The sequence below is a fragment of the Paenibacillus sp. F411 genome (genome assembly GCF_017582705.1).
In the GTDB taxonomy this organism is placed as follows: domain Bacteria; phylum Bacillota; class Bacilli; order Paenibacillales; family Paenibacillaceae; genus Paenibacillus_AQ; species Paenibacillus_AQ algicola.
On record NZ_JAGFIP010000001.1, the window covers coordinates 402785 to 427161 of the forward strand.

The following is a 24377-nucleotide window of genomic DNA, read 5'->3' on the forward strand; positions in this document are numbered from 1 at the left end:
CACCTAGTGGTTCCAATGCGCATGGTACAGCTGTTTCATGGATCATCCCGGGAGTAACATGGACTTCACATAAGGATTTACATATAATAATAGAAGTCTGATTTTCGTTGATGAAAGGAAGTATCCCATATGAATCCATCCAACAACATTAAGCTAACCTCGCTTTCGTCCAAAGGCGGCTGCGGCTGCAAGATTGGCCCTGCCGATCTGGCAGAGGTCATTCGCACATTGCCGCCCGCCGAGCCGAATCCGGACCTGCTGGTCGGACTTGATACGAGCGACGATGCCGGCGTATACCGCCTGAGTGACGAGCTGGCCATCGTGCAGACCGTTGATTTCTTCACCCCGATTGTCGATGATCCATATTCCTTCGGCCAGATTGCAGCCGCCAACGCAATCAGTGACATTTATGCCATGGGAGGCACACCGTTAACGGCTCTGAATATTGTGGCGTTTCCGATTTCAACACTGGACAAGAGCATCCTGTCTGACATCCTAAGAGGAGCCGGGGACAAGCTGAAGGAGGCAGGAATCACGCTCGTCGGTGGGCATTCCATTGATGATAAAGAGCCGAAATTCGGTCTGGCCGTTACCGGAACCATTCATCCCGGCAAGGTCCGCACCAATGCCGGAGCCAAGCCAGGAGACAAGCTGGTACTCACGAAGCCGATCGGTGTCGGTATTTTATCCAGCTCCATCAAGAAGGATCTGCTGAGCAAGGAAGAGGTGGAACGCCTGACCGCAGTCATGTCACAGCTGAACAAAACAGCTGCCGAGGTGATGGCTCATTTCACCGTACATGCCTGCACTGACGTGACAGGCTTCGGCTTGATGGGTCATGCGCTGGAGATGGCGAAGGGCAGCGGCACCGGCATTACGATAACCAAGTCACACGTGCCCCTCCTGCCAAGAGTAAGGGAGCTGGCTGAGGCCGGCGTCATTCCGGGAGGAACGAAGAATAACCATGAGCATGTGAAGGGCGATGTCGATTTCCCGGACGAGATGGATCAGATTGACCGCTGGATTCTGTGTGATGCCGTAACCTCTGGCGGATTGCTAATCTCTGTACAGGGCGATGAAGCGGACCAATTGCTGCAGCAGCTGAAAGAGAGAGGCCTGGAGGCCGCTGTCATTGGCCGTGTCGGGGAGGAGCACCCAGGAAGAATCACCGTTGAATAAGACTACTTATTTTCTTGGATCAGGCAAAGGAGCATAGACATGTTTCAAGACATAACCGTTGAAGAGTGGCTCCAGCAGAAGCATCATAAGAGCATGACCTTGATCGATGTGCGGTCACCGTCCGAATTCCGGGAATACACCATTCCCGGCAGTGTGAACATCCCGGTGTTTGACGATGAAGAGCGGGCAGAGATCGGCACCCTGTACAAGCAGGTCAGTGTGGAGGCAGCCAAAGACCGGGGACTTGAGATTATGTCCGCCAAGCTGCCTTCCTTTATCCGTCAATTTAGAGAGCTGGAGGGCGATAAGGCCGTATTCTGCTGGAGAGGCGGCATGCGCAGCCGTACGGCAGCTACGGTGCTGTCGTTAATGGATGTTCACGTCAAGCGAATCCAGGGCGGGATCAAGGCCTATCGGAAGCTGGTTGTAGACACACTGGGAAGCATCTCGTTAGATACAGAGGCCATCGTACTGCACGGCTTTACCGGCACTGGCAAGACAGAGGTGCTGCAGCAGCTGCAAGCCGAAGGCTATCCCGTACTGGATCTTGAAGGGCTCTCGGGGCACCGGGGCTCGATCTTTGGCCATATCGGGCTCCCGTCATACAATCAGAAGATGTTTGACGCCCAGCTGTTTGAGCGTTTACAGGAGCTGTCTGCAAGCCCATATATAATTATGGAAGCAGAGAGCAAGCGAATCGGCAAAGTCATCCTGCCGGATTTCCTCATGAATAAAAAGGCCGCAGGATCAGCGATTGTGCTGCAGCTGCCGCTGGAGCAGCGCGTGGCACAGATCATGAAGGATTACCGGCCGGAGGAGTATAAGGAGCAGTGCATTCAGGCTTTTTTGCGGATTAAGGACCGGATTCACACCCCGATTGCAGCGGAAATTCATAAGTCTCTGGAAGAAGACCGGTTTGCAGACGCTGTCCGTCTGCTGCTGCTTCATTACTATGACCCCCGCTATGATCATACCTCCCAGATGTATGGGGAAGGGAGTAAGCTGGAGCTTCAAGCAGACAGTGCAGAAGACGCGGCTGCCCGGCTTAAAGAAATTCTGGCTGCACGATTCCAGCAGCATACCTCATAAAGGCCCGGGGGCGCCTCATGGTTCAAATGAACCTCAAGGCGCCCCGGGCTTTTATTATCTAATATTAAGGTAAGGTTTTCTCCGTGAAGCCTGACGGTGAAGCAGTCATTGTCGTCCCATCCGAAAAGGTTACATTCACTGGAGAAGAGGACATGTTATATACAACGTAGGTGCTGCCATGCTCCGGATGCTTGTATACGGCGTATAAAGGGGTGTCGGCTGTGATGTCCTTATCCTGCGTGCCCCGCTCGTTCAGCATGGAGATCCAGGCATAGGCATGAGCTTTGGAGCTGCCGGCCTGGGCTGCAAATAACGGAGCCGTATTTTCAAAAGCCTTCAGGGCTTCCTCGGGCTGAGAAATCGCCTGATACATATATACAAGGTCTCGCAAGCCTTCTTCGTCTCCTGTGTCCTGCTCATCTTGACGCAGTTTTGTGAAATGGCGCTCCGCGAGTGAAGGGGAAGCGGTCAAATACAAGGAAGAGCCGCTAAAGGGCAGCCAGTTCGCAGCCTGGACCTCTGCCGGACGTGTGGACCATAACGTGGAGTCACCCTCGGTTTTGCCGCCCCAGATCGCCGCGGCTCCCGCCGGCGTAAAGTCATCGTGAAAATGCGTCTGATCGGCATCAAGCCAGTATTGAAGAATAGCTTGCATTTCGGTCGTGTACAAATAAATACCGAGATTCCGAATCGCTGGATCCCGGGTAGCCTCACCCCAAAGGATCAGCGAAGACCAGGCATTCATGACTTCACCGGAGGCTGCATTGTAGTTCCCGCTGCCATAACGAGCAGCTCCGGATGACCAGGAATGGCCGGCATAGGGATCAAATACCCGGAGAAAAGGAAACAGGGCATCCTGCCGGTCAGGGCTTGCCATATCGCGGATGAGCAGGTCTACCATGCCGCCGTAGCTGCTGTCTGACGCCCATTCCGGATTATGGCGGGCCAGCTCTGCGGCTGCTTTGATGAAATATCCATTCACAATGTGATGATCATTCAGCTCACTGTCGCTGCCCAGACTCGCCGGATAGCCAATGAGTGTGCTCCATGCGAAATCGTAATAGAAATAGCTGGAGGGATAGAACAGCTGATCCCGGTCTTCATCGGTATATGTGAGCCAGTCCTCAAGCATACCCTGAAGCTTCTGCTCAAAAAAAACGGCGGCTTCACTCTCCCCGGAGTCCTTGGCCAGCGGGAGAAGGGCTGTCAGTCGGCCAAGCTCCTTGGCTGCCGAATATGAGTCGGCGGCGCCGGTCTCCGGCTCATTCCGGGCTTCCTCCAGCAAAGCTTTCATTAAGGAGAGCTGATCCTCACCGACCGCCGGAAGGGCGGGCAAAATACCATGATACTTCATAACTGTCGTGAAGCGGTCTCCCTCCCCGGTGGCCAGATCCCCGCGCACAGAAGCATAACGGTAGGGAAGGGGATCTGTATCTGTGGACTTCCACTGATGAGGATACATCGTGAACAAGGTGCCGGACCGAAGGCCTTCTTTCGGCTCGGTTGTGAAGCGGTAGGTTGAGGTAACCTCACTCTGCTCTTCATCGTATGTCCAGGACACCTTGGTATCTGTGATATGGGAGTAGGCATATTGCCGGAATTTCTCCAGTGTAGCGGGCCGGTTGTCCGGCAGCACGGCAATCGAGAAGTAATTCTTGCCGTTCAATTGGTTGACCCATTCCTGGCGGTCTAGACCGATCCAGGAGCTGCCTGTCGGTCCGAACAGGCCATAGTGGGACCCGTTGACCGTGATGCCGAGCACGGAGCTGCTGCGGCCGCCGTACCAAAGCTCGGGTGTCTCTTGAAAGATCAGCTTGGGATTTCCTCCGGCATATGTGAAATACGTGAACGGAGATCCGTGCCCGTAGCTGACCTTCATCTCATGCTGGCCTGACTCATATTGGGCGTCCACGAACCAGTCACTGTAGCCGGCCACCCGGGCCTCGGGAAACTGGCTCTCGCCGGTATGTCCGGCAATAAAATCTCCGTCAACCGCCATTGTACCGTCAATGACCGTGGGCTCTTGAAGAAGATGGGGTCCGGGATGATAGATCCGCAGCCCTTGCGGTTCATGCCGGACAGCCAGCGGATGCGGATACTGTGCTTCGGAGAAGGAATCCCAGAGAAGGCTGCTCCACCATTGATTCGTAGGGACCGGCTTGTTCAGCAGATCCTCGGTTATGTATTGCTCGGCTTGCAGCGGCATGGCTTCGGCAGGCGTGCCTGCAGAATAAGAGCCGGACCCGGACATGATGCCGGCGGCATGGACACTGGAAGGAGCAGCCGAAAAAGCAGCGGCGGCCATAGCCAGCACACTTGAAAGGGCGGTCTTGTACCAGAACTTGTTTCTCATTCATAAACCTCCTGAATCAATCAAATCATATTCGTTTAAGAAATACTGAACGTCAGACCGGCACGGCTTCATGAAACGGCTGCAGAGGAGGGAGACTTACATCATGCAACCAAGCCCATATATATCTACCCGAATTGCAGCTCTTTGGACCATCTCTTTGTGCAGCGCACTTCTTTTTGTTCTGCTGTCGTCCTGGGTCATTGCCGGGGGGGAGCTGCAGATTAACCCGTGGTTACAGGAATTTCAGGCCCCGATGTGGACATTAGGGGCCCGGCTGCTTACCTTCATCGGCTCCAAGGGTCCCATCATTGTGATTGCATTGTGGGTGGTCTGGTATCTTTATGCCGCCGCAGGCAGAAACGGCGAGATCAAGCTGTTTCTTCTGGTGCTGCTGGGATCAGAGGCTTGGAATGTGGTGCTGAAGCTTTTGTTTCACCGGGTCCGGCCCGATGTGAACCGCCTCATCGAAATTACCGGCTACAGCTATCCCAGCGGGCATTCCATGGCGGCTTTTTCCTTATATGGAGTACTGTGTTATTTGCTGTGGAGCCGCTGGAGCGGGTGGAAGGGGCGGCTGGTTCTGCTTGCTGCCAGCAGCCTGATGATCTTGGGAATCGGAATGAGCCGCGTCTACCTGGGCGTACACTATCCTAGTGATGTCGCAGGAGCTTATGCTGCAAGCTTGTCCTGGCTGCTCTTCTGTATCGGGTTCTATGAATATAAATGGCTGGAGCGATCGCCGGCAAGAGCATCCTGATCCTCCTGCTGAAGAGAAACCCTCATTCTGTCCAGCCGGATCAGAGGTGCATCGCAATTTGCATGTAACCTGGTATACAATGAAGCATGCATATCGTAAAAAGGGGGGCTAATGATGGCCTTTGGCGCAAGAATGGCAAAAACAGGCCTAGCGGTCACGCTGGCCCTGTACATAACGATGCTCCTGGGGCTTCAATCGCCGGTTGTTGCCGCAATTGCTGCAATTTTTGCCATGCAGCCGTCGATTTACCGGTCCTGGAGATATTTTCTCGATCAGCTTCAAACCAGCACGCTGGGTGCGGTCATCGCGGTGCTCTGGGGAACGTTCTTATCTAATCAGCCAATCTCCGTCGGGCTGGTATGTACACTGGTTATTATGATTTGTATCCGGCTGAATATGGGCGAAACGATCGGCCTGACGCTGGTCACCGTCATTTCCGTGATGGAGGCCTCCGGGCAGTGGGATTTTGCGCTCAACCGGTTCATCATGACGCTGGTTGGTATTTTTTCAGCTTTTTTCGTAAATGTCTTTGTCTTTCCACCCAAGCCGAAGGAGCAGTATTTCAAGCAAATCCAGAATGTATTTGTCAAGATGTCGCTGCTGCTTCGTTCCGCCATTTCGCATGAAATGAAGGACTCTGTATACCGGGAAGAGCTGAAGCAGCTGGGCGGAGCCATTAAATCTTTGAGCGACAAGTATGCTCTGTTCGAAGAAGAACAGAAGAAGCTGAAGCGCCCCAAGTACAGTCAGTCGCGTCAGCTGGTCGTATACAAGCATTTGCTGGAATCCCTCCAGAAGGGCTATGATATTCTGACTGCTGTGCATAATCATTATTTTCAGGCCCAGCGATCGCCGGAGCTGGATCAGCGGCTGGACGAGAATCTGGAACGGCTGATTAAATTCCACGAGCATATTTTATGGAAATTTGAAGATAAGCTGAAGCCGAACGCGGAGGAGGCAGAGCATATGGCCTTTGAGAATCAGCGGTTTATGGATGATATGTCCACAATTGTACCGGCGTCCTCCTCCAGCTTTCGAATCGCGGTGGTTGCGGCGGCGATGTATGATTACGGTCATATGCTGGAAAGGCTGAATCAGGTAGCGGATCATATCTCCCGCTTTGTTGACCGGAAGAAGGATGGCCGCAGTATTTTGGCGTGGCTGAAAAAATAAAGAGCTAAACAACGAGGGGGGAGTCACTTGACCATCCAGGATCAGGATTGGCAGGAAGAACAGCAGCGGGTTACCGAGATTACCGATATCATTGATCACTATATTCAACGGTTAATGAAGCAGGTCGGCGGCGTTCGCGGTGACGTCATCGAGATGAGAAAGGACTTCTGGGACGAGGTCACCATCAATTTCAGCGAAGCCGATGATGTTGGAGAAACATCCACCAATCTCCGCCAGCAATCCCAGGTGCTCTCAGAGCGGGAACGGACCCATTTACAGGCGAGCAAGGCTCTGAAAAAATATCGGAAGCTTGTGGACTCGCCGTATTTTGGCCGCATCGACTTCAGAGAATCGGGAGAGAGCGCAGCGGAGCCCATTTATTTGGGGATCGGGTCGGTCATGGATGAAGAGCTGGAGAACTTCCTGGTCTACGACTGGCGGGCGCCCATTTCAAGTCTTTATTATGACGGAGCACCGGGTGAAGCTCAATATGAGACGCCTTCCGGCATGGTGAAGGGCGAGATGAGCCTCAAGCGGCAATTCGTCATCCGGGACCGTCAAATCCAGGTGCTGTTCGATACCGGCGTAACGATCGGTGATGAGCTGCTGCAGCAGGTGCTCAGCCACAGTGCTGACGACAAGATGAAAAATATCGTCGCCACCATCCAGAAGGAGCAGAATGCGGTTATCCGTAACGACAAAACGCGAATGCTCATCGTCCAGGGCGCCGCGGGCAGCGGCAAGACCTCGGCAGCGCTGCAGCGGGTGGCGTATCTGCTCTATAAGTACCGGGATACGCTGCAGGCCGACCAGATGATTCTGTTCTCGCCGAACCCGCTGTTTAACAGCTATATTTCGACGGTGCTCCCGGAGCTTGGCGAGGACAATATGCAGCAGACCACATTCCAAGCCTATCTGGAGCATCGTTTGGGCCGGGAATTTGAGCTGGAGGATGTATTTACCCAGACAGAACAGCTGCTGGCTGAGCATGATGATCCAGGGCTTGAGGCGAGAAGAGAAGGCATTGCCTTCAAATCCGGCATGGGCTATCTGCGCTTGATTCAGACTTACAAGGAGCACCTCGAAGCCCGGGACATGCTCTTTCGTCCTATTGTATTCCAGGGTCGGATTATTGTGTCCAGAGAAGAGATGGTGCGGCAATTTTACAGCTTTGATCCCGCCATCAAGCTTGCGAACCGGCTGGATCTCATGCGTGACAGGCTGCTAAAGGCGTTATCATCCTTTGCAGCCGAGGAGCGGAAGGCGGATTGGGTGGAGGATCAGATCCAGCTGCTGGACCAGGATGATTATCAGCGTGCGTTTCAGATCATGCGCAGGAAGCAGCGCAAGGGAGAGCTGAGCTTCGATGATTTTGATGCCGAGAAGGAAGCACTGGCCCGGATGGTGGTCAGTACCCGGCTGAAGCCGCTTCGGCAGTGGATCAAGAACTACCGTTTTGTTGATGTGGTGGGGCTGTACCGGCGATTGTTCCAGGATGCTTCTATGACTGCAGAGCTGCTGGATTCAGAAACCTCGCTGCCCCGGGAGTGGGACGAGATTAGCCGCCAGACCCTGGCCAAAATGAACAGCAAGGAGCTTTATTACGAGGATGTCACGCCCTACTTGTATTTAAGAGAGCTGCTTCAGGGATTTCGGACGAACACCTCGATCCGTCACGTGATTGTGGACGAGGTTCAGGACTATTCCGTGTTTCAGCTTGAATTTCTAAAGCGGCTGTTCCCCCGGGCCAAGATGACCGTGCTGGGCGACTTGAACCAGGCCATTTATGCCCATGGAGAAGCACTGGGAGAGCTTCAGAGCCTGGTTAGCCTGTACGGCGAGGCGGAAACCGAGGTCATTTCGTTAACGAAGAGCTATCGCTCTACTCGTGAAATTGTGGAATTTACTCGCCAAATGATTCCAGGAGGAGAGCATATTACTCCCTTTCATCGCCCAGGTCTCCCGCCAAAGGTCATCCCGGCGGAGTCGGAGAAGCAGCTAGAGGAGCTGGTGGCACAGGATTTGCAGGAGCTGCAAGCCCAGGGCTATCACTATGTGGCGATGATCTGCAAGACCGAGGAGGAGAGCCGCGGGGTGCACCGCCGCCTATCACCACGAATGCCGATTCGATTGATTACCAAATCAACACCGGCATTTGAGCAGGGCATTCTCGTTGTGCCTGCTTATTTAGCGAAGGGCGTTGAATTTGATGCTGTGCTGATCTATAACGGCTCGGATGAGCTCTACTCCCGCGAGAGAGAGCGCAAGCTTTTTTATACCGCTTGTACCCGCGCCATGCATGAGCTGCACATTTATCATCTCGGAGCGAGGAGTCGCTTCCTTCCTTCATAGAGACGGCTTGGCCTGTTTTCAAGGACCTGCAATCCTTGGAGGCAGGCTTTTTTTGTTTTCCAGAAAATACATGGCACTAGCCCTTCATTTTTTGTAGAAAAAAGTCGAAATATGTCTCATTACAGGGAATCTGTGAAAAACGAATGAAAAGGAAGTCGGTCTATGAAAATCAAGACGAAATTGCTGCTGTCGTCCTCCATTGTGGGTGCTGTAACGGTGGCCATGATCCTGTTTGCATTCTGGAATGCAAAATCCACAGAGGAACGATATAAGGCTCTTATCCACGAGGGTCATACGGTGATGTACAATCTATCGCAAATGCAGTTGCTGCTGGCCGGGATCGCGAATGATGAACGCGGATTTTTGTTAACCGGAGATGAGAGCTTTGTTCAAGCAATGAAGCTGAAGCAGCAACACTTTTTGGAATTATCTGCAGATACGAGGCTGCGCACAAGGTTGCCAGAGGATATGAACGTGATCGACGAGATTGACCAGGGCTTTCAACGCTATCAGGCTGCAATTCTGGAGGTGCTGGAAAAGAGTGGACTATCGAGTCCGGGTGCCGCTCCGCCGACATTTGCTCAGTATGAAACGGCGTTCGAGGGCGAACGAGAGATTCGCAAAGCCTTTACGTCACTGGTGGATCAGTTCAAGGAAAGAAAAGAGGCAGAAATGGAGCAGCACATGGCGGATATTTCCTCAGCCAATCTGCTGCGGAATGAAGCGATGCTTGTAGCTGGGTTGATTGCTATCATCTATTATATGATTCAAAGCCGTGTGCTTATAGCTTCGATCAAGCCCTTAATCCGCATGAAGAGCGAGCTGGAGGACATAAGCCGCGGGGGCGGAGACCTGGTATCCCGCCTTGAAGTGCGCAGCCGCGATGAGATTGGCGAGGTAGCTCGTGCGTACAATGCGCTGCTGGATTCTTTTCGCTCAATGGTGCTGAACATCAAGGACTCTGCCATCCAAATCGCTGCTACCAGCGATCAGCTGTTCGCCGGCTCCTCAGAGATCAGAGATGCATCGCGCCATACCTCCTCGATCATGGAACGGCTTGCAGACGGCACGAGCCATCAGCTTGAAGTCAGTGAAGCGTCGATGGGCTCGCTGACCGATATGGCTGCCGGAATCGGCGTTATTCATCATGCAGCAGCACACACCTCCGAGGTGTCGAGTGATGCGCAGGTACTGTCCTCAGAAGGTGAAGAAGCGGTAAAACGGACTCTGCAGCAAATGGAGGAAATTCGGGGACGAACGAACCTTTCGGCGGAAGCGGTCAAGGAACTGGGAAGCAAAGCGGAGCTCATCGGCTTGATGGGGGAGACGATCAATTCGCTTTCGTCACAGACCGGACTGCTGGCTCTGAACGCCTCTATTGAAGCAGCCCGGGCAGGCGAGCAGGGAGCAGGATTTGCCGTTGTGGCTTCCCAGGTCAGGAAGCTGGCGGAGCAGTCCAATGCCAGCTCCGCAGAGATCAACCGTTTCGTTGAAGAAATCACCAAGGACATACATACGCTGGAGCATGCCATGGAGGAGGAGGTTCTCACTGTAACCAGGGGCATCCAGGCAGCACAGGGAGCTGCAGAGGCCTTTCAGAGCATTGACCAGTCCATTGTCCGGCTAAACAATCAGATCCAGGATATTCAGCAGTCCTGTGCCCAGCTTTCACGGCAGGCGGACGCAATGATGCATGGCATCGAGAGCATGCTGGAGAGCAATCGACATGCGGCTGCAGGGACGCAGAGCGTGAGTGCCGCTGCCGCTCAGCAGCTGGCTTCCATTGAGGAAATGGCACAATCAGTGGAATCTTTAAATGAGATGTCCGTGTCACTGGAGCGGGAGATGTCAGGGTTCAAAGTGTAGGACCTGCCAATGCGGCAACCATTTTTAACATGTATATTGCGGGCGGTAAACCCGCATTATAGAGAGGTCAACTGATGTTAAAGGTGGTCTTCTCATGGACAATAAGAAATGGGATCTCGCTGCACTGGCCTCGGTTCCCCTCATCATGACCTTGGGAAACTCGATGCTTATTCCCATACTGCCGCAAATTGCTAAAGCGCTCGGCATCAGCTCCTTGATGGGCAGTATGCTGATTACGGTGTATGCCGTAACAGCTATTCTGATGATTCCAATCGCCGGGTATTTATCTGACCGGTTCGGCCGCAAGAAGGTCATTATCCCGAGCCTGATCATTACGGTGCTCGGCAGCGGCATCTCGGCCGGTGCAGCGTGGCTGCTGGGAGGCAGCGCCGCGTACATCGTCATTCTTGCCGGAAGGCTGCTGCAGGGAATTGGCGCAGCCGGTGCATTTCCGATCGTTATTCCACTCGTTGGAGATATGTTTAGCGAGGATGAGAAGGTTAGTAAAAGTCTGGGCGTCATTGAAACGTCGAACACCTTTGGCAAGGTGCTCAGCCCGATTCTGGGAGCGTTTCTGGGCAGCTTCATCTGGTTTCTGCCATTCCTGGCCATCCCGGTTCTCTGCGCGGTATCCCTGCTGCTCGTCATATTCCTGGTGAAATCTCCAGAGCATGAGAAGACCCAGCAGTCGATCCGGGAGTTCCTCGGTACGACCAAGGATGTGCTTCAAGAAAAAGGTCGCTGGCTGTATGCGATTTTTGCGATTGGCGGTATTGCCATGTTCGGCATTTTTGGCGTGCAATTTTATCTATCGGAAACTCTGGAGAGTGCTTATGGCTTAACCGGCATTGTCAAGGGACTGGTGCTGGCGATTCCACTGGCAGCCTTGTGTCTGGCTTCATATCTGACCGGGAAATTCACAGGGCATAAGAAGGGGCTCATGAAGTGGACGGGCTTCGCCGGCATGGCGCTGCTCACAGGCTCTCTGGTCATCATCGGCTTTAGCGAGCAAATTTATTTTGTCATTGGATTTATGACGGCGGGCAGCATCGGAATCGGTTTGGTGCTGCCCAGCATGGATACGCTACTCACCGAGGGTGTAGAGGAGGAACAGCGAGGAACGATCACCTCCTTGTATAGCAGCATGCGCTTTATCGGAGTATCGCTGGGTCCGCCCGTTGTGTCCTTGCTGCTTGGCGCCAATCATTGGGTGCTGTTCCTGACCTTGGCTGCCGTTGCTGCCACCGGGGCCCTGTTGACGCTGCTCGCGGTGAAGCCGGAGGAAAGCGAGGGCGAAGGCGGGACCGGAGAAGTCAAGCGTGTCCAGTTCAAGCCGCCTGCCGGTGCTGCGAAAAACCTTGTCCGCAAATAGGGCAAGGTTTTTTTGGCTGCAGATATATTTAACACCGCTCTGATTATATTCCTTTATAATAAGCGTATCAATTGGTTCTTAGAGGAGGTAGGTATGATTCATGGCAGCATTTATTAATTTTGCTCACCGGGGAGCTTCAGGAGCAGCGCCGGAGAATACAATGGCAGCCTTTCACAAAGCGTTGGAGCAAGGCGCGAACGGTATTGAAACCGACGTACAGATGACCTCGGACCACAAGCTCGTTCTAATGCATGATGAAGCGGTGAACCGGACGACCAACGGACAAGGATACATAAAGGATTACACGCTCTCTGAGCTGCAGCAGCTGGACGCCGGATCATGGTTCAGCGAAGCGTTCAAGGGAGAGCAGGTGCCTGAGCTGAAGCAATTGCTCGCTCTGGGCAAAGCCCGCGGGACGTTCATTAACATTGAGCTGAAAAATGGTATCATCCCTTATCCCGGGCTGGAGGAGGAAGTGATTGCTGCCGTCCGGGAGTATGGTATGGAGGAGCGAGTCATCATCTCCAGCTTCAATCATTATTCTCTTGTGCATTGTAAGAAACTTGCGCCGGACATTGTGACGGCCATTCTGTATATGGAGGGTCTGTACCAGGTATGTGACTATGCGCAGACTGTCGGGGCTGACGCCCTGCATGCCTTCAAGTATGCTGTCCTTCCGGAGCTTGTGGCAGAGGCTCGGGACAGAGGACTTGCGTATCATCCCTTCACCGTGAATGCTCCCGACGAAATGAAGCGGCTGTTAAAGGCTGGGGTGAGCGGCATCATTACCGATTATCCGGATGTTCTCCACGCGTTGCTGCAGCAGGAAGAGGTGTAGCTGCTTGAAAAAATCATGGCTGCTCGGCTTTGGATTTTTCAGTATCAGCATGACCTGGGCGCTGTATAACGCCTTTGTTCCCTATTTTTTGGAGGACTATCTTTCCTCTGTTGCACTGATTGCTTTTTTTATGACGCTGGATAATTACTTCGCGCTGTTCCTCCAGCCCTGGGTCGGTAACCTGAGCGATGCAACCCGTACCCGGTTCGGGCGGAGAATGCCCTTTCTGCTTCTCGGCATGCCGCTTGCGGCAGTATTCACGGCTCTGATCCCGTTTCATACCGGGCTCCTGACTCTAATTCTGTTCATGATGCTGATGAATCTGGCCATGAGCCTGTACCGTTCACCGACGGTGGCGCTGATGCCGGATGTAATGCCGGAGCGGGAGCGGACCAAGGCCAATGGCGTCATTAACTTCATGGGCGGTGTGGGGGCGATCCTGGCGTTCGGTGCCGGCTCCGTGCTGTATGAGGCGAACGAGATCTATCCCTTTATCGCGGCTGCCGCCATCACGCTAATTTCCTTGCTGATTCTGTCTACCCGAATTCAAGAGAACCGAGACGTGCCAAGTATTTCAACACCGGACAAGTCCCTAAGACGGGTATCGTTCAAAGGGCAGCTTGACCGGACCACGGTGCTGCTGTTATGCGCGATCTTTTTCTGGTTCGTGGCGTATCAGGGGGTTGAAACGCTCTTTACCCTATATGGCAAAAATCATGTAGGCCTGACCGAGGGGGAGGCTTCCTTCTCCCTTCTGTTCTTCTCGCTGTTCTTCGTATTGTTTGCGATTCCCAGCGGCTGGCTGGGCAAGCGCTTCGGGAAGAAGAGGATGATCCTGACTGGTGTCCTTGGCTTGATGACTGTGTTTGCGGTCATGCCCTTCATCCATTCATTGCTTCTGCTGCGCCTGCTTCTCGCTGCAGGAGGTATATTTTGGGCCTGCATTAACATCAATTCCTATCCCTTTATCATTTCTACCGGAAGCGAAGAGAGCATTGGAACCCGAACCGGATTATATTACCTTGTCTCTTCGATGGCTGCCATTGCATCGCCTCCGCTGCTCGGTCAGATGATCGATTGGCTGGGATACCCGGTTCTGTTTATTACGGCATCGATCAGCATGCTGGCTGCATTGCTGTGCATGGCGGCGATACAGGAGCGGGGAAAAAAGCCTTCTGCCGGCTTAGGCAACCCGGCTGCTCCCTCTGTGAAATAGAATTACAAAAACCATTGCATAAATCTAACACAAAATGTAATATTAAAACCAGGCATTTTGGACAAGGCCTGGTTTTTTTGTTGTTTTTGTTCGATTCATTTTAAAGATAACGCAGGAGGGATACGATGACACAAGCCATTAAAATTGGTATCGTCGGCTACGGTAACCTGGGCCGCGGTGTAGAGAAAGCGATCAAGCAGAATCCGGACATGGAGCTAACCGCCGTGTTCTCCAGAAGAGATCCGAACGGAGTAGCTTCCGAAGCGAAGGCAGTACATATTTCCGAGGTGGATCAGTATAAAGATGAGATTGATGTCTTGATCCTTTGCGGCGGCTCAGCGACAGATCTGCCGGAGCAGGGACCTGAGCTGGCCGGAAGATTTCATACCGTAGACAGCTTTGACACGCACGCTAAGATTCCTGAATATTTCGACAGTGTGGATGCGGCTGCGCGCGAGGGCGGCAAGGTCAGCGTCATTTCCACGGGCTGGGATCCAGGGCTGTTCTCCTTAAGCCGTCTGATCGCTGAATCGATTCTGCCAGAAGGCAATGAATACACGTTCTGGGGCAAGGGCGTCAGCCAGGGCCACTCCGATGCCATTCGCCGTGTAGAGGGCGTCAAGAATGGTGTTCAGTACACCATTCCGAAGGAAGAGGCGCTGAACCGTGTCCGCAGTGGAGAAAATCCAGAGCTCAGTACCCGGGAGAAGCATCTGCGTGAATGCTACATTGTTGCGCAGGAGGGTGCAGATCAAGCGGCCATCGAGAAGGAAATCAAGGAAATGCCGAACTATTTTGCCGACTACGATACGGTTGTGAATTTTATTTCCGAGGAAGAGCTGAAGGCGAACCACTCCGCTATGCCTCATGGCGGCACCGTGCTTCGCAGCGGCCTGACCGGAGAGAACAGCAAGCAGATCATTGAATTTGGTCTGACGCTGGACAGCAATCCTGAATTTACAGCGAGCGTGCTGGTCGCTTATGCACGTGCTGCATATCGTCTGGCTCAAGCCGGTGACCAGGGTGCAAAGACAGTGTTTGATATTCCATACGGCCTGCTGTCGCCTAAATCTGCCGCGCAGCTTCGGAAAGAGCTGCTGTAATTTCAGCAGCCTGCCTCAAGAATCGGGCTTGAATTGTACGGCGTATTGAAGCACAGGGCTGCACAAGACCTTCTGTGACTGAGGCTATCCAGGCATCCGTTCTTCCGGGAACGGGTGCTTTTTTTGGCGTTTAAAGGGCTTGGTCAGCAACCCGCTCTTGACCTATCTTGCGGCAGGATGGTTTCCCCTTCATAATGTAGAGATCAGGAATAATGCCTGGAAGCTGCGCGGGACGGAGGGAATGATGATGCAATGGCTAGCCATGCTGACGATGCTGGTGGACCATGTCGGGCTTGTTTTTTATCCCGGTGAGGAAATATGGAGGATGATCGGCAGAATTGCGTTTCCGCTGTACGTGTACGCCCTGGTGCTGGGCTATGGCCGGACCTCATCGAAACGGCGTTATTTTATAAGATTAGGCGTGATTGCGTTGGTGTCCCAAATTCCTTATCAGCTCTCTCTCAATCCCGAAGGGCTGAATGTGGTTGTGACACTGCTTGCAGGAGGGCTTGTGCTGTATGTGATGGAGAAGGTGGATCCGGCGGCATCCATCCTCATTGCCGTGATCGCTGCGGTGCTGATGGAAGCGCTGAATTTCGATTATGGGTCCTACGGTCTGCTGCTGATCTTGATCTTCCGCTATGCTGAGGGTCAGATGCTTGCAGCGTGGCATCTACTGCTGAACGTGGTGTTCTGGTATTTGTACGGCTGGGAAATTCAGATGTGGAGTGTTCTGCCGACGTTTCTCATTGTCTATGGTCCTGCCGTCTGGAAAGAAATCGAGAAGGTTCGGGTTCCTTCCTGGGTATGGCGGTCCTTTTATCCCGTACATATGATCATTCTTGCCATTGTGCAGAGGTTATAACGGCAGGGCAGGATGGCCTGCTGCAGGTATGAGGGAATCACAGCTGGACATGAATAAGGGGAGGAACCTGGAATGATGAACATTGCCATCGCCGTAGGCGTACTGTTGTTTGCTGCCGCCGGCTATTTGGCTTATCGAAACTCTAGGCTGATATCCATGCAGCAGGAGTCGGGACAAAAATATGCTCTCCCTGCATGGTATACGGTATGCATGGGGAGTGAGCTGCCGGAAGCAGAAGAGGATGCTATTCCCCTATGGGCGATGGAATATGAGACTGCAGATGGTGTCTATAAGGCCGGTCTGTGCCGGGTAGCCGGAGATACTGCGGGAGATTTAAAGCTGGAGCAGGCAGAGCAAATGCTGTCAGCGCATGTGAAGACTGCAAGGACAGGGGGCACATACATAAGTCACCGCACATTCGAGGACCGGCTGCAAGATGAACAAGAGCGGAACATGGCGAAGCGCTTAAGCCAGGCGGCAGCCAGGGTCTGAATATTCATCCTGTGGGTTCGGGTCAAACTCCCTATCAGCAGGGTAATGTAAAGAAAAAAGGCTGAAAAGGAGTTTTTCGCATGAAGACGATACAGATCGGCAGGACGGCAGTTTCTGTGCGGACAGGTGATATTACAGCCTGGTCGGGTGATATTATAGTGAATGCGGCAAATTCCGGACTGCTGGGAGGCAAGGGTGTGGATGGAGTCATTCACGCGGTTGGAGGCCCCGAGATTATGGAGGAATGCAAGAAGATCCGTCAGCTTCAGGGCGGATGTCCTCCCGGGCATGCTGTGCTGACCTGTGCCGGTCTCTTGAAGGCGAAGCATGTGATTCATACCGTCGGCCCGATCTGGGAGGGAGGCGGCAGAGGAGAGGATCATACGCTCGCAGAATGCTATAGAAGCTCCCTTCAGCTGGCTAATGAAGTCGGAGCCCGAACGATTGCTTTTCCAAATATTAGCACGGGCATTTACGAATATCCGAAGCCATTTGCATGCGATGTGGCTTTAAAGAGCATTACGAACTATTTAAAGGAAGAGCGTCCGGAGAACCGGCTGGAGGAGATCGATCTGATCTGTTTTGATCCGGAAAACGAGGAGCTCTATGTACAGCGTCTGGAGCAATTTGCATAAACTCAGGCGTGGAACGCGGAGGTTGGTTGTCAATGGCGGATTTATCGGAACATGAAGAGCTGTCTCTGCACCTGCTGGTGGTGCTCGCAAGGGCGTACAATTCAGTCTTCGCCCATTCGACTCGAAGCATTCAAGCCCACGGCCTTAATTCAACAGAATTTGGTGTTCTGGATGTGCTATACCATAAGGGCCCCCAGCCGCTGCAAAAAATCGGAGAAAAGGTGCTGATCTCCAGCGGCAATATTACATACGTCGTGGACAAGCTTCAGAAGAAGAAGCTTCTGATTCGCCGCGCATCCCTGGAAGATAGGCGTGTCATTTATGCTGAGCTTACGGAGGAAGGGCAGGCTCTGTTCGAGGATATTTTTCCGGGACATAAGCAAAAAATCGAGCACGCCGTCTCTGGTCTGACGGAAGAAGAGAAGCTGCAGGCTGTGGCGCTGCTGCGCAAGCTGGGTACGACCGCCGAGGAGAGCTTCCGCCGGTAATTCCAGTTGGAAGGAAAGAAAGTTACGTCGGTTCTATGCAAGTGCAGGTCGCAGCCGTTGAAGAAAGGACGAGGATGAATTGATACATGATATAATTTCACGCTTGGAGGACCTGGAGGTTAAAGAGCTGCTGGCCTACTCTGTGTTTCCGGACCCGGAGCTTCTGGATGAGGTCGTGGACTCATACCGGAAGGGACATGGAATGGAGCTTTACGGGTATGAGGAGGAAGGGGTGCTTCTGGGAATTCTGGGTGTAGAGATGAACGGAAGTGAAATGGTGATCAAGCATATCGCTGTTCTTCCAGAAAATCGGGGCAAGGATTACGGACGGGGAATGCTGATGGAGCTCATGCTTCAAAAATCTCCCGAGCGCGTAATTGCGGAAGCGGACGAGGATACGGTGGGCTTTTACCGCTCCATCGGCTTTCAAATTTACAGCCTGGGCGGAGGCTACCCCGGAGCGGAACGCTTTCGCTGTATTTATGAGGTAGAGGAAGACGAAGAATAGCAGCAGGTATGAATATAAGCAAGGACTGCTTAACCATTCAAGACGTGGTTGAGCAGTCTTTTTTTGTGGAATGTAAAAGGTACCAGGGAGGCATTGACATCCAATCTCGTCCTGAGATATAGTTTGACAGTAAAACGGTTTGAATATAAAACTAGTTTTCGAAGTAAAGGAGGAGCCGTCATTAACGACACCAAGAATTGCATCGAACGCTATATTGAAGCGGATCTCGCAGTCAGTCGCAGGATTATTGCCGATACCAGAGACAAGATGGGCATTGACCTGACCCGGGAGCAGTTTCAGACGCTGCGGATGATCCGCAGTCACGAGCAATGCACCTCCAAGCTCTTGTCAGAGCTTCTGTGCGTCGGGAAGAGCTCAATCAGCTCCAATGTGAACCGCATGGAAGAGCGCGGCTGGATTGAGCGGCATCGTGACGATGAGGACCGACGAGTCGTTTATTTGTCGTTGACAGCAGAGGGGGAGAACGTTCTGCAAAGCTCGGAGCAGCTGCTGCAGTCTGTTGTCGCATCGTATATGACTCATTTTGAGCCGCAGGAAGTCGAGCAGTTTATTACGCTGTTTGAGAAGCTCGCGAAGCTAATGCAAGAGTAAGAAGGGGAGTAGGAGCATGAGATTGATATTGAAGTCCAAGTGGGCGTTGCTGGTCATCTGGCTCGTTATGGCTGTTGCCTTAATGATGGCTGCACCGCCAATGAGCGAGCTCGTCCGCGAGAAGGGTCAGCTGTCTGTACCGGATGGTTATGCCTCGTCCAAGGCGGCGGAGCTGCTGCGTGAAATGAATGCCGGAGGGGAGCAGGAGCAGCAGATTCAGTCGGCAATGATTTTTTATAAAGAGCAAGGGCTGGGTCAGGATGACAAAGAGCGTGTCCAAGCAGCGGTAGAGAGCCTAAAGACTCAAGGGGAAGCTCTGGGCGTCACGTCGGTGATGAATCCCTTTGATGAGCCGCAGCTGGAGGACAAGATGGTGTCCGAGGACGGCAAGGCGGTAATGATTGCGATTTCCTCAGATGCTAAAGTGATGGAGCCCGGAGAAACACGCAGCCTGATTCATGAAGCGCTGGGAGACATCGGAGTCGATTACTACATGACCGGCAGCGAGCTCGTCAATGAAGATACCATTCAGGGGTCACAGGACGGGCTGAAGAAAACGGAATACATAACGATCATTTTCATTCTGGTCATTTTATTTGCCGTGTTCCGTTCATTGGTTGCCCCCTTTGTGCCGCTGCTGACTGTGGGTCTGAGCTATCTGGTGTCGCAGTCGATTGTAGCCTTTCTGGTGGACAGTGTTAACTTTCCACTGTCAACCTTTACACAGATTTTCATGGTGGCCGTTATGTTCGGGATCGGAACAGATTACTGCATCCTGCTGATCAGCCGCTTTAAGGAGGAAATGAGCCGGCAGGAGGACATTTCTTCTGCGATTGTGGAAACCTACAGGACGGCAGGCCGAACCGTTTTTTTCTCCGGGCTTGCGGTCTTGATCGGATTTGTATCCATCGGAATGTCGCAGTTTATTCTGTACCGCTCGGCAGTAGCGGTAGCTGTTGGTATCGCGGTCATGCTTGCAGCCTTGTTCACGATCGTGCCGTTCTTCATGGCCGTGCTGGGGAGCAAGCTGTTCTGGCCGTCCAAAGGCTCGCTGGAGCATAAGGAGAGCCGGCTATGGGGGATGGCAGGCGCCTTTTCGCTAAAGCGCCCGCTGGCGGCGCTGATCGTGGTTGCTGTCATCTGCGTTCCGTTTCTGGTAACGTACAGCGGCCAGCTGTCCTTCAATAATATGGAGGAAATTAGCGAGGATTATGAGTCTGTGAAAGGATTTAACCTGATTGAGTCGGCCTTTGGCGCTGGACAGTCCATGCCGGCTACCGTCGTGATCAAGAACGACGACCGTCTGGATACGGGAGAGTATCTTGCTTTGACTGAAGCCATAACCCGCAGCATCCTGAAGGTCGAGGGGGTAGAAGAGGTTCGCAGCGCCTCCCGTCCGGCGGGTGACGAAATTGAGGATTTCCGGATTACAGCCCAGGCGGCTGCGCTGGGAGAAGGGATCGGCCAATCGACAGACGGGCTGTCCCAGATTGGCTCCGGCCTGTCGGAGGCGAGCCGCCAGCTGAGTCAAAATGAGCCTCAGCTTGCTGAAGCCGCTGTCAGCAGCAGCAAGCTGACGGAAGGCACAGCGGAGCTGAATCAGGGCATCGGTGAGCTGAGCGCAGCATTGGCGCAAATTCAAGGCGGCATGACAAGCGGCGCTGCCGGCGCCGGGGAGCTGGGTACAGGATTGCAGCAGGCAAAGGCTAGCGCACAGCAGCTGGCCAATGCGCACCAGGAGCTGCTTGCGGGTTACCAGGCGGCCGGGGATGGGATTTCCGTTCTAGGCAAATCTATGGGAGAGGTGCTCGGTAGCCTGCAGGGCGTTGAGCAAATGCTGGCAGGTCTGCAGCCCTCCTTTACTGCACTGGAGGCCGCGGAGCCGCAGCTGCAGCAGAATTCGGATTATATGAATATCCGGGAAACGGTAACCCAGACCTCAGCAGGTCTGTCTCAGCTGTCTTCAGGCGTTCGTGACATGGAAAAGAACACCCTGCAGGCGGCGGAGGGCTTAAAGCAGGCGAATCAAGGCTATGCCGCGGCAGTATCCGGACAAGAGGCGCTGACTTCAGGGCTCAGCCAGATTCTTCAAGGCATTCAAGCGTTGGAAGACGGTCTGGAGCAGGCAGCAGAGGGACAGGGTGCAGTGATTCAGCAGCTGCCGGATATTCAGTCAGGTCTGACCCAGATTGAGGAAGGACAGCAGCAAATTGAGAATGGTTTTAAGGAGCTGTCTGGGCAGCTGGGTGAGCTCACCGGAGGATTAGATGAGAGTGTCAAAGGGATTTCTCAGATTCAGGATGGATTGACAACAGCCCAGACCTATCTGGCGCAAATCGAGAATGCAGGTGATCCGGAAACCAGCGGGTTCCTCGTTCCAGAGGAGGCCTTGTCTGATCCCGAGATGACGCGGGTCTATGATACTTACATGTCTCCCGACCGTAAGCTCATGACGCTGGACGTTGTTTTTGCAGGCAATCCTTATGCAGCTGAGACATTAACCCGTATCGGCGACATTGAGAATGCAGTGGCGACGGCGGTCAAAGGGACCAAGCTGGAGCAGGCGGAAACCGCGGTGAGCGGCGTGACGAGCACCTATGCGGATTTGAAGCAAATTTCTGATGAGGATTACAATCGTACAGTTACTCTGATGCTGGGCGGGATTTTCCTCGTGCTGGTGCTGCTCTTGAGATCGGTGGTCATGCCTATTTACTTGATGGTGGCCCTGGTCGTCACCTATTACGTCTCCATGGGCGTAACCGAGTTTGTGTTCGTGGACCTGCTAGGTTATACCGGCATCAGCTGGGCAACGCCATTCTTTGGATTTGTGATGCTCACTGCGCTAGGGGTGGACTACAGCATCTTCCTCATGGATCGCTTTAACGAGAACAAGGAGCTGGACGTTCAGAGCGGCATCTTGTACGCGATGAAAAATATGGGCACGGTCATTTTGTCTGCGGTTCTCATTCTTGGCGGCACCTTTGCTGCGATGTACCCGTCCGGCGTGCTGTCTATGATGCAGATTGCCACCGTGGTACTAACCGGCCTGGTGCTATACGCTCTAGTATTTCTTCCATTTTTCGTTCCCGTGATGGTGAAGCTGTTCGGCCGGGGCAATTGGTGGCCTTTTAAAGCCGGAAGCGATAAGGAGCGAGACTCCAGCCAGATGGCTGCCTGATTTCAAAGCTTGAAGGCAAATTACCGTTTCCACCCCCTCCGGCTGCGGCATATCATATTGCAGTGAGTCTGGTGGGGGTGGAGTTCATGGTATATTGTTACACCGCCGTCGGCGATTCCCTGACGTATGGCTTGGGGGCGCTGCCGGGAAGCGGATTTGTTCCGCTATACCGGCGGATGGCGGAGGAATATGTTAAGGAATTTGTAGCTTATGATCAGCTGGGCATACCGGGACTGACCTCTTGTGAGCTGTACGAACGGATTCGACGCGATCCGCAGTTTCGCAGCAGCCTGAAGGGTGCCGCGATTATTACGATTTCGGCTGGCGGAAATGATCTGATCCGGGCGGCGCAAGACTCTGAGACTGACTTCAGACCGGAGCTGCTGGAGCAGGCGCTGTCCCGCTGCAAGGCCTGCTGGCAGGGTATGGTGAACGAAATCTGCAAATTGAAAAAGGGAGGACCTGCCTCACCCTACCTGATCCGGGCGGTGGGTCTATATAACCCCTACCCTTCGCGGATTGAAGCGGCAGCGTATGTGCACCGGCTGAATGGATTTCTATCCGGATTGCTTCCGACGGCGCAGGTTTACTCCTTGTTTGCGGGCAGAGAGCAGGAGCTGCTGTCTTCCGATGGCCTTCATCCCAATGCCAAGGGGTACCGCCTGATTGCAGAGCAGCTAAACCGTCTGGGGTACAGGCCATTATAAAAAAAGCCGCTTCATTCCGATATAGTAGGTAGAGGTGATATTGATGGCGAAAAAAGGCCAAACATTCCAATCCTACAGTCTAGATATGAAGAAAAGAGCAATCGCCATGCGCTTGGACGGCATGACCAAGAAAGAGGTCGCTCAAGAGCTGCAAATATCCGATATTGGACGGCTGAAAATCTGGATGCGTAAATACAGGGAGCTGGGGGAAGAGGGATTGATTGACCGCAGGACCCTGAGAAGCACTCCATCCGAGGAGGACGATTCCCTTTAAGCACAGTAGACTGCCCGGTACCGACAGTCCAGAACGGAAATGAGTCATGAGGCAAATGCACCTATTTTGCAGCAGCCGGGCGAATGCCCTGTCGTTTGCAGTCCTCCCTCATATACTGTGGTATGTTTCACAAAAGGGAGGGATTCTTGTGAGCGGAACAGCTGGAGCATATGGAGCATATGGAGCAGGTAACTCTGTCGGCGCAATTCTGGTGCTTTTCATTTTGCTGGTAATCATCACTAGCGCGTTCATCTAATTGGAGCATTCTTAGCCGCAAACTCCTTACTTTCCTGCAGCAATCCCGGCAGCATGCAGAGAGAAAGGTGGTCACCTCGGTGATCCGCTGAAGTGTCCTCGTTTTACTTGAGCCGCCCGTCAAGATCCTGGATCTTGGCGGGCGGCCTGTTTTATGGTCTCGGATTCTCGATTCCGTAGATAACGACAAAAAAAATCGGGCGCCCTTTGCAGAGCGCCCTCATGGGAGAGGAGAAACCGGACGAAGAGCTTATGGGGAAACGTAAGTCTTCTTTCGCGGTTGTCTACGACACTTTTGATGTCGATAATGTTAGAATGCCCGGATCTTGCCAGGAATATACCCCATTGGCAAATTTCATTTTCAGGGGGATCTCTTTTTCATCGACCACAGATTATGTTACGATATTCTCATTCAATGCCATCATTTTCATACAAGAAACGACATTAGGACAGGAAACGGGTGAAATACTAGTGAGAGTAATATCGGGTCGTGCCAAAGGCCGGCCGCTGAAAAGCGTTCCGGGTACGGGCACCCGTCCCACGACGGATAAAGTAAAGGAAGCATTATTTAGTATGATCGGGCCTTATTTCGACGGAGGTGCCGCGCTGGACCTGTTTGCGGGCACTGGCGGACTGGGCATTGAAAGCATTAGCCGCGGAATGGACAAGGCTGTATTTATTGACGCAGACAGCAAGAGCCTGGACACGATCAAAGCCAATCTTGCCGCAACCGGCTTTACGTCCCAGGCGGAGGTATTCCGCAATGATGCCGCGCGTGCATTGAAGGTACTGGAGCGCAGAGGCTACAAATTCGACCTCGTGTTTCTGGATCCGCCCTACCGGATGAAGAACGGCGATGCGCTGATGACCGAACTGAGCGATAAGGGATTGCTCTATGATGACGCTCTGATTGTGCTTGAGTATGAATCGTCCTACACGTATCCAGAGACGCTGGAGGGCTTCCGGCATCTCCGCAGTGCACGATACGGTGAAACCGCGGTTTCCATCTACAGATTTACGGGATCCAGCAGCATGCCGGAGCCATCCGGCGAGGAGGAAGCTTGA

At 53.2% G+C, this 24377-nt stretch carries 22 protein-coding genes; 21 read left to right on the forward strand and 1 reads right to left on the reverse strand.

Features of this window, described 5'->3' with window-relative positions:
- The first annotated feature begins 129 nt into the window (after positions 1-129).
- Together selD and mnmH are read left to right on the forward strand one after the other, a co-directional pair.
- Entirely contained in the window at positions 130-1179 is a 1050-nt protein-coding gene (gene selD, locus JJQ72_RS01775) for a selenide, water dikinase SelD (protein ID WP_208202528.1), read from the forward strand.
- 39 nt (positions 1180-1218) lie between these two features.
- Positions 1219-2268: a tRNA 2-selenouridine(34) synthase MnmH gene (gene mnmH, locus JJQ72_RS01780; RefSeq protein ID WP_208202529.1), complete on the forward strand. Its 1050-nt coding sequence runs from the start codon at positions 1219-1221 to the stop codon at positions 2266-2268.
- Positions 2269-2332: 64 nt separating this feature from the next.
- Here mnmH and JJQ72_RS01785 read toward each other — a convergent pair whose 3' ends face one another.
- On the reverse strand, positions 2333-4621 hold the full coding sequence (locus tag JJQ72_RS01785) for a glycosyl hydrolase (RefSeq protein WP_208202530.1): 2289 nt from the start codon (positions 4619-4621) through the stop codon (positions 2333-2335).
- A gap of 103 nt (positions 4622-4724) precedes the next feature.
- Between JJQ72_RS01785 and JJQ72_RS01790 the strand changes: the two genes are divergently transcribed.
- The 19 genes from JJQ72_RS01790 to rsmD all read left to right on the forward strand — a co-directional run bounded on the left by JJQ72_RS01790 (position 4725) and on the right by rsmD (position 24377).
- Positions 4725-5378, forward strand: a complete 654-nt coding sequence (locus JJQ72_RS01790; RefSeq protein ID WP_208202531.1) for a phosphatase PAP2 family protein — start codon at positions 4725-4727, stop codon at positions 5376-5378.
- A gap of 114 nt (positions 5379-5492) precedes the next feature.
- A complete protein-coding gene (locus JJQ72_RS01795) occupies positions 5493-6551 on the forward strand; it encodes an FUSC family protein (RefSeq protein WP_138227795.1) in 1059 nt (352 codons plus the stop codon).
- 27 nt (positions 6552-6578) lie between these two features.
- Positions 6579-8903: an RNA polymerase recycling motor HelD gene (gene helD / locus JJQ72_RS01800; RefSeq protein ID WP_208202532.1), complete on the forward strand. Its 2325-nt coding sequence runs from the start codon at positions 6579-6581 to the stop codon at positions 8901-8903.
- A gap of 162 nt (positions 8904-9065) precedes the next feature.
- Positions 9066-10769: a methyl-accepting chemotaxis protein gene (locus tag JJQ72_RS01805; protein WP_208202533.1), complete on the forward strand. Its 1704-nt coding sequence runs from the start codon at positions 9066-9068 to the stop codon at positions 10767-10769.
- A 94-nt stretch (positions 10770-10863) separates the two neighbouring features.
- Complete coding sequence (gene bcbE / locus JJQ72_RS01810; RefSeq protein WP_208202534.1) at positions 10864-12141, forward strand: bacillibactin exporter BcbE; 1278 nt, start codon at positions 10864-10866, stop codon at positions 12139-12141.
- Positions 12142-12241: 100 nt separating this feature from the next.
- Positions 12242-12979, forward strand: a complete 738-nt coding sequence (locus JJQ72_RS01815) for a glycerophosphodiester phosphodiesterase (RefSeq protein ID WP_208202535.1) — start codon at positions 12242-12244, stop codon at positions 12977-12979.
- A 4-nt stretch (positions 12980-12983) separates the two neighbouring features.
- Entirely contained in the window at positions 12984-14195 is a 1212-nt protein-coding gene (locus tag JJQ72_RS01820) for an SLC45 family MFS transporter (protein ID WP_208202536.1), read from the forward strand.
- A gap of 125 nt (positions 14196-14320) precedes the next feature.
- A complete protein-coding gene (locus JJQ72_RS01825) occupies positions 14321-15298 on the forward strand; it encodes a diaminopimelate dehydrogenase (protein ID WP_138226227.1) in 978 nt (325 codons plus the stop codon).
- A gap of 241 nt (positions 15299-15539) precedes the next feature.
- On the forward strand, positions 15540-16163 hold the full coding sequence (locus tag JJQ72_RS01830) for a TraX family protein (protein ID WP_347880709.1): 624 nt from the start codon (positions 15540-15542) through the stop codon (positions 16161-16163).
- Between the two features lie 72 nt (positions 16164-16235).
- On the forward strand, positions 16236-16655 hold the full coding sequence (locus JJQ72_RS01835) for a hypothetical protein (protein ID WP_138226226.1): 420 nt from the start codon (positions 16236-16238) through the stop codon (positions 16653-16655).
- Positions 16656-16735: 80 nt separating this feature from the next.
- On the forward strand, positions 16736-17290 hold the full coding sequence (locus tag JJQ72_RS01840) for a macro domain-containing protein (protein ID WP_208202537.1): 555 nt from the start codon (positions 16736-16738) through the stop codon (positions 17288-17290).
- Positions 17291-17322: 32 nt separating this feature from the next.
- On the forward strand, positions 17323-17778 hold the full coding sequence (locus JJQ72_RS01845; protein WP_208202538.1) for a MarR family winged helix-turn-helix transcriptional regulator: 456 nt from the start codon (positions 17323-17325) through the stop codon (positions 17776-17778).
- 79 nt (positions 17779-17857) lie between these two features.
- Positions 17858-18286 carry a GNAT family N-acetyltransferase gene (locus JJQ72_RS01850; protein ID WP_208202539.1) on the forward strand — a complete coding sequence of 143 codons (429 nt, stop codon included), beginning with the start codon at positions 17858-17860 and terminating at the stop codon, positions 18284-18286.
- A gap of 93 nt (positions 18287-18379) precedes the next feature.
- Complete coding sequence (locus tag JJQ72_RS01855; RefSeq protein WP_208202540.1) at positions 18380-18898, forward strand: MarR family winged helix-turn-helix transcriptional regulator; 519 nt, start codon at positions 18380-18382, stop codon at positions 18896-18898.
- A gap of 16 nt (positions 18899-18914) precedes the next feature.
- On the forward strand, positions 18915-22076 hold the full coding sequence (locus JJQ72_RS01860) for an MMPL family transporter (protein ID WP_208202541.1): 3162 nt from the start codon (positions 18915-18917) through the stop codon (positions 22074-22076).
- Positions 22077-22162: 86 nt separating this feature from the next.
- Positions 22163-22783 (forward strand): GDSL-type esterase/lipase family protein, encoded by a 621-nt coding sequence (locus JJQ72_RS01865; protein ID WP_208202542.1) that lies wholly within the window; start codon positions 22163-22165, stop codon positions 22781-22783.
- A 43-nt stretch (positions 22784-22826) separates the two neighbouring features.
- Entirely contained in the window at positions 22827-23057 is a 231-nt protein-coding gene (locus JJQ72_RS01870) for a helix-turn-helix domain-containing protein (protein WP_208202543.1), read from the forward strand.
- A 148-nt stretch (positions 23058-23205) separates the two neighbouring features.
- A complete protein-coding gene (locus JJQ72_RS20395; protein ID WP_138226218.1) occupies positions 23206-23313 on the forward strand; it encodes a sporulation protein YjcZ in 108 nt (35 codons plus the stop codon).
- Positions 23314-23783: 470 nt separating this feature from the next.
- Positions 23784-24377: a 16S rRNA (guanine(966)-N(2))-methyltransferase RsmD gene (gene rsmD, locus JJQ72_RS01875; RefSeq protein ID WP_208202544.1), complete on the forward strand. Its 594-nt coding sequence runs from the start codon at positions 23784-23786 to the stop codon at positions 24375-24377.